At 42.7% G+C, this 13,139-nt stretch carries 14 protein-coding genes; 5 read left to right on the top strand and 9 right to left on the bottom strand.

Annotated features, from left to right (window positions below; all coding sequences use genetic code 11):
* Nucleotides 1-23: 23 nt before the first annotated feature.
* Nucleotides 24-1,628: a Tn7-like element transposition protein TnsE gene (locus J3369_RS16200; RefSeq protein ID WP_349588767.1), complete on the top strand. Its 1,605-nt coding sequence runs from the start codon at nucleotides 24-26 to the stop codon at nucleotides 1,626-1,628.
* A gap of 545 nt (nucleotides 1,629-2,173) precedes the next feature.
* Here J3369_RS16200 and J3369_RS16195 read toward each other — a convergent pair.
* A complete protein-coding gene (locus tag J3369_RS16195; protein ID WP_349588765.1) occupies nucleotides 2,174-2,896 on the bottom strand; it encodes a 3-keto-alpha-glucoside-1,2-lyase-like domain-containing protein in 723 nt (240 codons plus the stop codon).
* An 83-nt stretch (nucleotides 2,897-2,979) separates the two neighbouring features.
* Nucleotides 2,980-3,456 carry a YybH family protein gene (locus J3369_RS16190; RefSeq protein ID WP_349588763.1) on the bottom strand — a complete coding sequence of 159 codons (477 nt, stop codon included), beginning with the start codon at nucleotides 3,454-3,456 and terminating at the stop codon, nucleotides 2,980-2,982.
* Between J3369_RS16190 and J3369_RS16185 the strand changes: the two genes are divergently transcribed.
* Complete coding sequence (locus tag J3369_RS16185) at nucleotides 3,446-4,468, top strand: LysR family transcriptional regulator (protein WP_349588760.1); 1,023 nt, start codon at nucleotides 3,446-3,448, stop codon at nucleotides 4,466-4,468. The two genes, J3369_RS16190 and J3369_RS16185, sit on opposite strands and share 11 nt — an antisense overlap.
* Nucleotides 4,469-4,697: 229 nt before the next feature.
* The gene (locus J3369_RS22045; RefSeq protein ID WP_502877464.1) at nucleotides 4,698-4,886 is read left to right on the top strand and encodes a Tn3 family transposase; all 189 of its coding nucleotides are present in this window, start codon (nucleotides 4,698-4,700) and stop codon (nucleotides 4,884-4,886) included.
* A 255-nt stretch (nucleotides 4,887-5,141) separates the two neighbouring features.
* Here the strand turns inward: J3369_RS22045 and J3369_RS16180 are convergent, their stop codons facing one another.
* From J3369_RS16180 to J3369_RS16155, 6 genes are all read right to left on the bottom strand, one after another.
* Entirely contained in the window at nucleotides 5,142-6,038 is an 897-nt protein-coding gene (locus tag J3369_RS16180) for an alpha/beta fold hydrolase (protein ID WP_349588757.1), read from the bottom strand.
* Between the two features lie 67 nt (nucleotides 6,039-6,105).
* Complete coding sequence (gene grxB / locus J3369_RS16175; RefSeq protein WP_349588754.1) at nucleotides 6,106-6,753, bottom strand: glutaredoxin 2; 648 nt, start codon at nucleotides 6,751-6,753, stop codon at nucleotides 6,106-6,108.
* Between the two features lie 32 nt (nucleotides 6,754-6,785).
* Nucleotides 6,786-7,142 carry a putative quinol monooxygenase gene (locus J3369_RS16170; RefSeq protein ID WP_349588752.1) on the bottom strand — a complete coding sequence of 119 codons (357 nt, stop codon included), beginning with the start codon at nucleotides 7,140-7,142 and terminating at the stop codon, nucleotides 6,786-6,788.
* A gap of 121 nt (nucleotides 7,143-7,263) precedes the next feature.
* On the bottom strand, nucleotides 7,264-7,461 hold the full coding sequence (locus J3369_RS16165) for a tautomerase family protein (protein ID WP_349588749.1): 198 nt from the start codon (nucleotides 7,459-7,461) through the stop codon (nucleotides 7,264-7,266).
* A 122-nt stretch (nucleotides 7,462-7,583) separates the two neighbouring features.
* Nucleotides 7,584-8,504, bottom strand: a complete 921-nt coding sequence (locus tag J3369_RS16160) for a LysR family transcriptional regulator (protein ID WP_349588747.1) — start codon at nucleotides 8,502-8,504, stop codon at nucleotides 7,584-7,586.
* Between the two features lie 1,083 nt (nucleotides 8,505-9,587).
* Nucleotides 9,588-9,776 (bottom strand): hypothetical protein, encoded by a 189-nt coding sequence (locus J3369_RS16155; protein WP_349588744.1) that lies wholly within the window; start codon nucleotides 9,774-9,776, stop codon nucleotides 9,588-9,590.
* Between the two features lie 163 nt (nucleotides 9,777-9,939).
* Here J3369_RS16155 and J3369_RS16150 point away from each other — a divergent pair, with 163 nt between their 5' ends.
* Nucleotides 9,940-10,698, top strand: a complete 759-nt coding sequence (locus tag J3369_RS16150) for a GmrSD restriction endonuclease domain-containing protein (RefSeq protein ID WP_349588743.1) — start codon at nucleotides 9,940-9,942, stop codon at nucleotides 10,696-10,698.
* Nucleotides 10,699-10,732: 34 nt separating this feature from the next.
* Here the strand turns inward: J3369_RS16150 and J3369_RS16145 are convergent, their stop codons facing one another.
* Complete coding sequence (locus J3369_RS16145) at nucleotides 10,733-11,923, bottom strand: hypothetical protein (protein ID WP_349588742.1); 1,191 nt, start codon at nucleotides 11,921-11,923, stop codon at nucleotides 10,733-10,735.
* A gap of 434 nt (nucleotides 11,924-12,357) precedes the next feature.
* On the opposite strand from J3369_RS16145, the gene J3369_RS16140 reads away from it, so the two are divergent.
* Entirely contained in the window at nucleotides 12,358-13,107 is a 750-nt protein-coding gene (locus J3369_RS16140) for a hypothetical protein (RefSeq protein WP_349588740.1), read from the top strand.
* Nucleotides 13,108-13,139 lie beyond the last annotated feature (32 nt).

The raw sequence follows: 13,139 nt of genomic DNA, 5'->3' as shown, positions 1-13,139 counted from the left end.
GGAAAATTTAGTGGATACGGAACATGAAGTTCAAAGGTGTAGAAAATAACAGCGCTATCCGGGAGATTGGCTCTTTATTCCGCCGCCATGATGGTTCCGATTGGCACATTAATGTCAAACTAGCGCCCGGCCAAAAGAAACAACATTTTTGTATTTCTCAAATTCCGGTCTTAGCAAGACGCAGGGTTGTGAATGCAACGGAACAGCAGCGCCCTGCCGGATTTCAATCCCGTGTTGTGATAGAAAATGCTCGGCATTGGCGTACTGAACCGATTGAAGCCTGTCCAATTCCGGCGGTAAACCGGCAGGATGATGGACAGCAATGGTGCTTTAACTTTGAATTTGGTGGAACGCAGTATTATCTTCCTCAACTCGAATTGGCGCGAGTACTGTTTTTTCACCATGCTTATATAACTCGTTTAGCATTACTTCCCAGCGGACTTTCACAAGAGTTTGATGTCCAGCGTATCGATAAATTGAGTAAAGCACTCATCAATATTCTTCCGACCTGTACACTGCCACTGTATGTCAGAGGTGATTATGCATTAAGACGGTTGTTAGCCTGGATCTTATTGGATGATGAAGCTCGGCTGTCTTTTGAAAGTATTGCCTGTTACCAACTTCAGAACGGTTATGACACAGACAAATACCGTCTGTGGCGTTTTCGGTTTGAACCACCGTCGCTCTCAGGCGTTGAGCTGACACTTCGAGGTCATTACGATCAGGGGCGAAAAGCGTTTTTGGTGTATGAGATTTATGGTGTTTCCAATCTAACCTGTCATTGTCCCACCTACGTCGATTTTGTCGATCCCCGATTCGCTGAGAGGCGAACTGGCCAGGGGCGAGCTGTTCGACCCGGCCCACAATCCGGTCCAGAGTTGGAAATCGATGATGAGCAAGAGCCAGACGTTGAACACACGGAAATTCGAATTGAAACGCCTGCCGTCACATTTGAGTTTGCAAATCCTATTCAAACAACCCGCATAGGCAAGGGAAAAGGTCAGACCGGTCGTCTAGGTCAGGAAGAGGGCTCGTCAGACTCTCCAGAAAACACTGGTTTGGAGGTAAGTACTGATGAAGCCAGTACTCACGGAACATTACCTTCAGCAGACTACGATGGTTTGGAAGACAAGAGTGATGATGCACATCTCTACTTAGATAAATTTGAAGCCTTTGATGCTATGGCGAAGCAACTCGTTACCATGTCTGGTTGCCGCCATATCCACAGGGAGATCCGAAAGCTTCCCACTATTGATGGTTACTCCAAGCATTTGCTTGTAGATGGTAATCCACGTTGTGTGGCCTTCCATCGAATTAAAAAGGATGGTCAAGAGTACGCATTGATAGAAGTGGATACTTCCGATAACAAAAATAAATTATCGACACTGCTGTTGAAAGAGCAGGATGTGTCGTTTGACTGGGAACAAACCATTCGAGAGCTGGAAATGCGGCTAATAAAAGGCTCCTTGGCTTGGCCAACTAAATTTATTAAGAAGAAATTTTGCAATGGATTTAAACGCATTTCTCATCCAAGGTTCTCTTCTGAAGATGGTGGGGCTTGTTTAGATTCATCATCTATTCTTCGCTGGGCAGAGAGGATTCAGGTTGAGATGGATAGCTCCCGTTAAGGCTTTAACCGACGAGAGTGAGAATGATTAAAGCTCCTGCGCCTGTTGACATCAATTGAATTATACTCACACCTATTTAATTTGCGCCTACATGCGGAAACAATTTGATCGCCCTATGAAAAGCATTGAAGCCACAGTTATCAGACTACAGCTCAGGGCATTGACTTTCAGCATGTCAAGTCACATATAAAAAAAGTCCTCCGCAAGATGCAATTTTCTGCTCAAGCACATTGAGGATAGCTGGATAGTTCAATAGCCAATCTTCGTTGAGAGTTGAGTTACAAACGCCATCAGACCTGTAAAGTAAAGCTTTTGGGATGGGGATGGTCAAGCTTGCTTTTCTACCCCTGAATCTTCAACACTAGCCAGCTTTCCCTAACCTGCATAGTCGGACAGCGTTTTCGCCCCCGAACGGCATAAGAGTGTCCACTTCCTTGTTAATTAACCTTTAACCGTATAGTCTTCGCGGCAAGACAATAAAATGAACACTTGGCATAGTTAATCATAAGATTATTAGCGAGCTATTAAGCACTGAACAAAGACAATTAAATGCCACCGGCTTTGGCGCTGGACGATGAAATAATTTTAAAGTCTTTAAAGTAGCCTTCCGTGCCGATATCAACATAAAGCCCAATGCCACCGGACGTAGAGGTACTCAGCAGTTCGTTAATGATAAAAGACGGATATTTGGCATCATTGATGAACGCCCTTGCAGTATCACCTTTGACATGAACCCGCATTGTGATCCATTCATCCATGCCGATATCCGCCCAAGTTTCATAAAGACCGGGCGCTATTTCACGAAGCTTATCAAACTTGTAGCCGGGGTAGGCAAAGTACTGAACGGTGTGATTTCGCACTCGCTGGTTATCAGCACGACCCGCATTGGGACGAAGGTAAATGGAATCAAACGCCGAATCGTCTTCCGTTGAGCGGAAATAAACGCCGATAAACCCTTGCGAGTTTACAAACGGTGAGGGCTGTAAAATACGACTCAGCATTTTTACCTCGAAGATCACATCAGAAAACTCAACACCTTTCAATCTCAAGTAATGAGGTTCATCAACCGTTTCTTCTAGACGCTGTACATCAAAAGGAAGCGACTCCAGGTCACGTTCTACCCGCATAACCTTCTGACCACTGAGTTCCACAACGCTTGCTTTGACATTTCTGGCCTCAAACTCACGGCCTTCCCACTCAATCGTGTCTGACAATGCTCCTGAGGAAGTTATGACGCCAAACAACAATCCAATTAAACTGTATTTCATAAGTTGACTCACTCTGTAGTAAAAAATGCGGACTCGCGAAACTTTATCAACGCACGATCCGTTAGACTGATTTTAAGCATCAGTCACTCATCCGAAGGCGAGGAAGAGAAGCTGTAATGAGTAAACTTCCAACTTTCGTCACTTTGCTTTTCGAGAACAAACAACTCCTTAAAGGCAACTGCGTTGGTAGCCTGTCCGCTGTCGTTGACCTTTACAGTTCCCTTGGAGTGACTAAGTAATAGTGCTGTTTTATCTCCAATGAATTCTATTTTATCGACCGTAAAAGCCAAATTGAACGACAGCGTCTCTGCAAGTCCGCCATACGAGGCTTTGATGGCATTACGACCCATGGCGGCGGGAGCGTCGGGGGCCATCATAACGCCATCTAATGTGAATAGCTGAGCGATCTCAGCGGTATTCGCCGAATTGAGTGCGGACTCATATTGACCTAAGGTCTCCTTGATGGCACGGTGCTCGTCACGAGCATCTGCATGCGTCATAAAAGGAGCCAGTAGTAAAATTAGGGGTATTGAAACGCAGACATTGCGTATGCTCGTCATAAAACCTCCATTGGTCTTGATCATCCTAAAAATTTTACTATTTGAAGCGATTCGTGATAAATACATACTTTCTTTATTTACTCCAAACAGTTTGTTTCTAATGGATAAGCTTCAGGGCATGGCAGTGTTCGTAAAGGCTGTTGAAATGGGTTCATTTTCCGCCACGGCCGATACAATGGACATGTCCCCCCAATTGGTGGGGAAGCACATTCAGGCGCTAGAAGGACACCTAGGGGTTAAGCTGCTTAGCCGAACCACTCGCCGCCAGCATCTCACCGAAATAGGCGCCCAGTTCTATGAGCGGGCCAAGGTGATTCTGGAGGAAGTGGCACAGGCTGAGGGGTTGGCCGCCGAAACTCATGTAACACCGAAAGGGAAGCTGCGCATCAATGCTCCGGTCACTTTTGGGATACACGCCCTATCTCTTAAACTCCCTGATTATTTGCGAGCCTATCCCGAGGTATCCATCGATTTGACTTTGTCGAATCGCTTCGTGGATGTCATCGACGAGGGATTTGATGCCGTTTTCCGGGTGGGTGAGCTAGAGGACAGTGGGTTGGTGGCTCGCCCGTTGGCCCCATATCGATTGGTATTGTGTGCCTCTCCAGATTACCTCCAGGAGCACAATCCCATTCTTACCCCTCATGATCTGTCTGAGCACGAGTGCCTAGGTTTCTCCTTAAGTGCCTTGCGCAAAAAGTGGACATTTAACGGGGCCGAAGGCCCAATTACGGTGCCAATATCCGGTCGTCTGATGGTTGATAGCGGTGAAGCTCTCCTCGGAGCCGCTCGGGCCGGCCTAGGGTTATTGCTTCAACCCAAAGAGCTGGTTCAACCTGAACTAGATACCGGTCGGCTTGTTCAGCTCCTTCCTGATTACGCGCCATCCACTAGGCCATTTCACCTTATCTATGCTCCAGAACGACGCATGACTCCCAAGCTGCGGACCTTTGTAGATTTTGCGCTAGAGGCGTTTGGCGGCTCGATAATGCCTATAAAGAGTATCGTTTGATCGACTTTTTGGGAGGCCAGAAACAGTGTTTCTGCGGGCGGGGAGCTATGTGAGCAGTTTGAGGATAATCTGCTATCGGAGTACCATTTATGCTATGAAAGTATCGTTTAATTTGATGTTCCCGATACTTATATCGCATTTTTTAGCGGATTATTTCCGTGCGGCGTTTAGCTGGTCATCGATATTTTAATAGACTATTAAACGATGAAGAAGACTGATATGCACGTCAATGTCGGTAAAGGCCGGAAAATACCTAATTTCCAGGTTCGGTACCAGAATTCGTAAAACCAAGCTGTGCTTTGCATTCCGTGAGTTGGGTCTGGTGGTTAGTACAATGTTATTACTGGAATACGTCACCGCTCTCGATTTGCGAAAGACCATCCTGACAGCAATATGTAAGAGTGGGGAGTATAACTAGTTCGTACGATGACGGAGATATTCATTTGGCTAAAGTAGAAGTAGCATGATATCAAGAAAGAGCATAATAGAGTTTTTTATCATACTGCATAGGTTGACGTGGTCTCGCTATTGCAGGCTTGGCAGCCTGAAATAAACTTGTGTAAAAGGTTAGGGAGGACATGTTTTATCTTGAAATCGAATAACCTGATTTTATTTATAAAATCAGGTCGTCATGGAGTGATTGAATGAATCTGTCGATATTACCGGCCGGATCTCATTTACTCCCGAGAAAAGGTGCGATACTCGCCCACACAGCATCGAAATTGACAACGAAAACAGGGTGTGGAGCACCAGGAATGATTGCGAGCTGTGCATTCGGAAGCATTTTATATGCTGTGATCACGGTATCGAGTGGCGCATTCATATCCTTTTCACCGGCTAGCACAAGCACCGGAGTATGGATCTTTTTAAACAGTGACTCACTGACTGTAGTTTGGTCGTATTGTTGATTAGCTTGTTTGTACCATTCTGCCATTCTATCCTGCTGCGGACGTATTTCAGCTTGCTCTGCCCAGAACCGGGGATCGAGGTCGATAACGGCCTGTAAAGGGGTATTACGATCTTTACGCCCCCCCTGAACAAAGCCTTTTGCCCATTCGCCCGCACCAATTGCAACGAGTTTATTGATTTTTTGTGGGTAATCTGCGGCAAACTGGTAGCCCGTATAGGCGCCATCGCTAAAACCAATTACATCAGCTTCAGAAATGTTTAATGCCGAAAATACCTCATGCAGATCTTTTGCTTTTTGCTTATAGCTAGGCAGGACTGTACCAATATCAGATTTTCCGTGCCCACGTGTATTCACCATAATCACAAGATGGCTCTCTTTAAGTTTGTCAGCAAACTGGCCCATTTCTGCCATAGAACCAACAACCCCACCGTGCAAAAGCACCACGGGTTTACCTGAACCATAAACTTCATAATAGATTTTTGCGTCGCCAGACTGCACATAATGTCCGGCTTTCGTGTTGTTACCGTAAGGCGTTAAGCTCCGGTAGCTATTCGACTGCTCTCCGAACCAATGTAAAGGTTGATTGGGCTGAACCGGGGCGGCTTGCACTGTAACTGTAAACATGCAAAGTGCGATAAGGCTTGTTACAATTTTGTTCATTAATATAATCCTGATTGCTTAGATTAGATGCTTCGACGTCTGTCCTGAAAGACTGACAGGAGCGGATTCAAATAGCGATATTGTCATTGAGATTAACTCGCGACATCTCGGTCATCTCTTTTAGCCATTCATGAATTCGTGGCGGCCAGTGGACTCCTTTAACAATAGATAGCGAGCGCAGCAGCGGAAAAAGACGAATATCGGTGAGGGAGAAATGCTTGGTATCTCTATCTTGCCGCGCTACCATATTATCAAGAATCTCAAGTTTGGCGTTTATTTCAGTAACCATTGTTTCGGTTTGTTCCAGCAAACGCTGGAAGGGACCAAAAACGGCTTCCTTCTTCTTGACGAAATATTGTCTTGCTGCATCCAGTCGGAATTCTTCGAATTCTGAGTTTGCCCATCGCGGAATCGCCAGCGGATAAATCAGTTCTATTGCTTCTTCCATCCAGGCTTCAATTGCTGAATCGTCAGGCACTCGCAGCACAGAAGAACCATAAGTTTCATCAATGTATTTGGCAATTTCCAGGCTTTCACCAATCGCTTCATTGCGTTCAGTGATGAGGATGGGAAGCATTTTTTTGCCGATGAGACGCGTTGGCGTTGCTTCATCATCGTTTGGCAAAGTAATGATTTCACAAGCAATATCTTTCAGGCCAAAAATCATACGTGAACGTACGCAAAACGGGCAATGATCGTATATATAAAGTTGCATATTGTAATCTTTCATTGTCTGTAATGTAAAAATTAACGTGTAAACCCATCGAAAGGTTTCATATACACGGCACCAAACGGATCTAATCGCTTGCGGATTTCAGCATCGGGTTCGCCATAAACTGTCAGACCGGTAATGGTGACCAAAGAGAGAAAGGTTTCGGCAAAAGGTGCGAACGTATGGTCAACATGGCTCACCACATCTTCCTGGCGGTAACGCTCGACGATGTGTGCAGATTGCTGATCTTCACTGACGCTATAAACGTAACTAAGCGTGCCAGGTTCTTGTCTGGTGGCTTCTACCACGCGTGAGACTAATTCTTTAAATGCAGGAAATTGTCCGTCATTAACGGCCAAGTTAAAAACACAGGTGATTTCATTTTTCATCATAATCTCCAAAACTGTAGGAGCAGCCAAACGTGCAAAGAAGAAAGGAAGATATTCACAGCAAGAGGAATATGCCGTTATGCGCGGGAGCATAACGGCGACTGTGACTAAGAAACGCTCAATATCAGCCCGATTTTTTCAGCGTCTCAGAAAAAATTTCACCTGAAATTGCCCAGTTGTCGGTAGTTACTTCGTTGAAAATGACATAGACATACTGTGGATCAACTTTGGCATGTGTGGCGATGGCTTCTGTGACTGCTTTAGCGATAGCAGGCTTAGCATCATCACGGCCGTCGAACATCTGGATATTAACTACTGGCATGGTAGAACCTCTTCATAGGTGGATGAATTGTCAGATAACCTGACTCTGAAGAGATCCTACGCTGATAAAAGAAGTGGATAAACAGGCTAAAAGAGGACAGAGTGTAGATCTAAATTCTACAATCATTCGAATGCATTTTGTGCAGCTAACGTAATCAATTCATCAATGATAAACCGTACACCGGGTAACAGATTCCGCGCTCGAGGCCAAATGACATTGAGCTCGGTGGGAGCAGGATTCAAGGCGGCAAGCAGAGGTACCAACTTTCCAGATTGTATATATGGTCGTAAAAGCGCTTCAGGAAACTGAATCAAGCCAGCTCCGGCAATACAGGCATCAATCATTGCATCACCATCGCTTATTTGATGAAAAGGAGCAGGTTTATGTCTGATGTCCTTCCCATGCTCGTCACGGACAAGCCAGCTTAGTGGAGCTCCACCGCGCCAGGCCAGGATACAGCGGTGATGCGCCAGATCAACGAGCGTTTCAGGTGTGCCATAAGTAGAAATATAATCGGGAGACGCGCAGATAATAAGATGCTGATCGTTCAGTTTACGGGCGATGAGTTCGGTGGTGTCTTTCAATGGGCCAAAACGGATGGCGAGGTCGAAACCAACATCCAACGGATCAATAATACGATCATTGAAAGTTATAGTTAGCTTCAGGTACGGATAGCGTTTTGTCATATTCATCAGTATCGGCATCATCACCGAGCGACCAAATGCAGCAGGTAAGTCTATTCTGACTGTTCCAGAGGGTTCTGTCAGCTTTGATCGCAGCGCCATTTCGGCCATCTGCAGGGTTTCAAGCGCACTCTGGCAACTGGCCAGATATGCTTCTCCTTCAGTGGTCAGGCATATTTTTCGCGTTGTGCGATTAAACAAGGCAATTCCGAGATTATGTTCAAGTCGCTGAATACTCTTTCCTATTGCTGATTTCGAAATACCTAGCTGTTCAGCTGCTTGAGTAAAGCTACTTGAGTTTGCGGCCGTCACGAAATGGACAATACTACTGAAAGATTCCGTTGAAAATACTGCTGTCATCGTTGGTGCCTTGTTGAAAACCAGAAGATGACATTAACGCAAAACAACGCACACTAAAAGCCATCAGGTGGTAGTAGAGTAAATGGGCGTTGTTTCCTCAACAAACTGAAGCGTTTTTATATGTATGCTCCTATCCCCGACGTCTCGAAGACGTTCCACTGATGAGTAAAGTCAGACTTCCAATCTATAACCGGGCAAAGTACAACCGCATGTTTTTAATTGAACGTTACTGGGCTTTGAGATGAATAAGGTCGCCATTCACGCTTAGTCCTCTTTAATGTTCTGTCACTTCGCGATCTATTTGTTCCTCCGGTGTTAAATCTGGTCAACTCGAGCTTCAGGACCGTGAGCCTCGATTTGGTTGTGTTAATGCAGGCATGGCGTTTCACCGCTGGGAGCAAAAGTGGCTAGCCAAATGAAAGTAACCAACTTTATTAAAAAGAGATCTACTTAGTTGAAGTGGGATACAATAGTTAGTAACTGACTTTATATTTTTTGCATTGCGCAACAGCTTAATTATTAGGGTAATGATGCTTAATAAGTTACCAATTTTGTTTTGATTCCACAGAAACGCGTTGAGATTGACAAACCTGATGGCGGAAAACGTCAATTAGGGATCCCAACTTATCTGAATTCTGGAACCCCTGACAGCGAGGAAGATCTCGGTTACAAAAAGATAAACGAAGATTATGTGAAAGTTACGAGGCTTGTTGATGATCTCGGCTCAGGAAAGTTTCTTCGAATATTAGAATTAAGAAACGGTGTTTTGTATGAGGTCATAGATGGCCCCAGAAGATAATTGTGGGCGATACGATCTCAGCGTCCGCTGAGAGTAAATCACTCTCGTTCAAAGAAAGCACTGCTTACTTTCGCTCTTAGCGGAAATTTTCCTTATCTTCATACCTTCTGGGTGTTTATGATCTGTCGCGCTAAATCAAATATCTGGCCAATGGTATGGCTTAGTGAAGCGAAGTTGTTACTGATTAAGGTAATGGTAATATGGATTAACATGAGTTATTTCGCTGCAGCGAAAGTCTGAACTAACGCAACTTAGCAATATTTCGTTTTTAATATTACCTGACTTCATAAGGTAATATTAGATACGAAATCCTGAGCTTGTTGCAGTTGCTGAATTGCTGTTTCCAGTGACACCACCACATCAATCACCGGTACTTTGAAATAATCTCTGTCCTGATCGGTCAGTGCCACAATATTTGTTAGAATGACTTCCGCTCTATCAATGAGAATATTTGCTTCAAGCCGTTTGTCCATGGTTAGTCCGTTATCGAGAATAGGAATACTCTGAGTCTAAAAGCTTTTCTTTCACTATTATGCTGGTCATGAGACTAGTATTGTCAATGGTTAAAACTACCTAGGGCTTGCAGTGCAATACGAATACTTTTCGCATATGCGAATTTAGCGTGAGTATAATATTATGATTAGAAAGGTCTTCTGTTTTTCCATCTTCTTTATAGTGACAGCTTGCGATGACACGGAAGCAACAGTTAAGGACTCTTCAATTGTTAAGCTGTCATCGTCGGGCATCTGTCATGACGCTAGTAGCTCGTCGTACGAGAGAACAAAAAGCTTCACTCCCTTCAGTTCGCTTAAAAACTGTTTGAAAGCAGGCGGCAGACTTCCTAAATCTCAGTCTTCGCAATACGATAAAGCAGAAACAGAGGCGATAGAAGAAAACAGGAACTTTGTTTCACTATATGATCGAAACGATTGGCCACATTGGATAGACGAAGATAAAGACTGTCAGAATACTCGACACGAACTCTTGATAGCTACATCGAAAACAAGAGTAACATTTAAAACTGACAAGGGCTGTCTGGTAATCAGCGGGAGTTGGTATGACCCATATTCTGGTAGGGTTATAGTTGACGCTAGTGCCTTGGATCTTGACCATATTGTTCCGCTAAGGTTTGCACATGGACACGGTGGCAATGTTTGGACCAGAGAAAAGCGACAGGCTTTTGCTAATGATTATGACAACCTCGTATTTGTAGATGCTTCACTTAACAGGCAGAAAGGTGCTAAAGGGCCTGATGAATGGTTGCCACCGAATCATCGCTATCGCTGTACATATATCGATTCTTTCATGACCGTTATAGAAAAATATAAGCTACATCTTGTTCCCAGTGAAACTCGGATTATTAACAAGATGCAGTCTGCGTGTTCTAAACCATAATGCTTTAATTGCCTCAAGGCTGATAAGGCATCGCTTAATGAGTAAAGAATATCTCCTTATAGCGTTCAAGCATCGTAATACGTTTTGTTTCCAATACACTTGAAGAAAGGTTAACACTGCGTATCAGATTACAATTAGTTTTGAGGATGAAACGTTTTTTCATAAGGCGCTCTCTGAGGGCTGGCCCCAAATCAACAAATGAGTCTGGAGCTATCAGGTCGAACTTTTCCAAGAAATTTGGCACTTTTTCTAATTCGCAAAGTGAATACTCTCTTGCTTTGTTTTTAAGCGAGTATTTATAAACACTTTCGAGTCTGGCTGCATGAGATATGCTTTCTATGAGAGTTCGTGCATCAGTTTGAGTAAAGCTGCGATCTTTAAATATCAGGTTAAATAATTTGGAGACTGGACAGTAAATTTTATTAGTTATATTACTACCGCATTCAGATAAAAATCTATCATAGGAAGCCTGAATAAAATCCTGCTCTTCACCTCGTACCTCCCAGTTAAATCTCTTTTCTCTACCTAATAAACTTCTATGGATGACGAGTGGTGTAAAAATCTGATGTAACTGAAGTCCATTTTCCATCAAGGCTACTAATGATTCTTCGATTGCAACGACTCGCTCATTTCCCAGCTGAGTATTGAACCAGCTAAAAAATATTCTTAATTCCTTATCTGAAAAATAAGAGGGCGAGAAATCTATTTTAGTTTGCCTTAAATAACTCTCATTCTTAATGTTACAAAAAAAGAGTCTGATATTGTTTCCACTAGGCATCCTCAATATCCATTTGTTAGAATAGTTTTCTTTCTTCTTAAGACTCTTTACCTCCCATCCCTCAGGCAAAGACCCATTCTTCAGTCTATCACTAATTTTCTTGGCATTCTTAAATGATGTGTAATAGCCTATCACTACTCTATCAAAATCTGGATTCATCCAGTGGTAACCATCTACATATCGATATAGAAGTTCAGCATTTCTCTGAAAGAAACTATCATCATCAATTATCTTTCTTAAAGCTGTATCTCTATCTTTGATTGTTATCGCACAATAGAAGTCGTTAATTAGTTTAATGTGCTTTGTAGGTAGCTTAAGGTTTTCGTTAATTTCTGAAGTGAGCTTACATTGCGAACGCTTATTGTTGAACGTACGTTTACTACAATGGTTATTGATAAACTTATTACATTGGATATTACTGTCTGTATTAGTGTTTGTATTATTCATACTGATAGTCGTGTGCGTGTACATATGATGAAATTAGAATTTTATAAAAAATATTGATTTTATTTAAAAAGTATCAATATCTGCGAAATATAGGCGTCTAGCCGTCATTTTTATATCTCTAACACGGGCTTCATAACTACCCCCTCATAGTGGTAACACGGTAATAAATTTAGTTAGCGTTCACTAACATGTTCTTGTCTATGCTGTGTAATCACGGATGAAATGCAATTTTAATATCGATCGGCCACGGAAATAAGGGGATTTTAATTCCGTGTGGCCACGAAAATAAGTAGACAATATTCCCTGTTACTACGACTATCTTACATATTTAATTTTTACTCTATTTTAATTGATATGAAATTAAGCGATTGTTATTGACTATTTAATGATGTGGCTATAGGATTTTATTTTTAGTAATAGTTTAGGGGGGTAATATGTCAAGAGGTAGAGATAAGATTTCCACTGAGGTCTGGGATAACTTTGGTGAGTATCTTTTAAAATTAGGGCGAGTGATTGATGAAGGAAGTGTAAAGCATTTTCATGCAATGGACGTTATTGAATCAAATATCAAGAAGTTGAAGTCGTCAATAAAGCGTGGTGATGAGGTCAAAGGAAAATTTTTTACAAAGAACTTAAATGAAGTTATTGACGAAATAGTTGATCCAGTATGGAACAAATGGAAAAACTCAATAAGAGGTGTTAGAAGGAATCAGAGAACTAAAACTGTAAGAATTCCAAATGGTAACTATGAATATGTAGAAAAATTTGCGAGAAATAATGAAGTGAGCCCTAAATGTATATTTGATGGGATTGGTGATAATTTTTATTTGATGAACAATTCGCAAAGAAGGGCTCTTAGTCGATTAGATTCCTTAAGCACCGCGGATAAGGAGTTATGCAGATCTATAATAACGATGATAATTAGAAAGCTGAAATCCGGAAGGAAAATATGTCTGGCTGAAATCGTAGAAGAGGCTAGAGGTAACGATGTTAGTAAAGGTGGTTATTATGTATTTGGAACTATAAATCGTGTAAAACCAAGTGAAGATAATACTATTCGTTTTGGAAAGATAAAAAAGGTTCCCCTTTCAGAAAATAATAAGATCAGATTTCTGGTTTCGCCCCTTCCGATAGCTATATTAAAGTATTTTGCAACGCTACGACAATGGAAGCACTTATTCTAAAATAGGTGCTAGTCATCACCAGTGCCGTGTAT

Source organism: Alteromonas sp. NFXS44 (assembly GCF_040148705.1).
Classification (GTDB): Bacteria; Pseudomonadota; Gammaproteobacteria; order Enterobacterales; family Alteromonadaceae; genus Alteromonas.
Note: the sequence above shows the minus strand (reverse complement) of the source record. Positions and strands in the feature narration are given on the sequence as shown.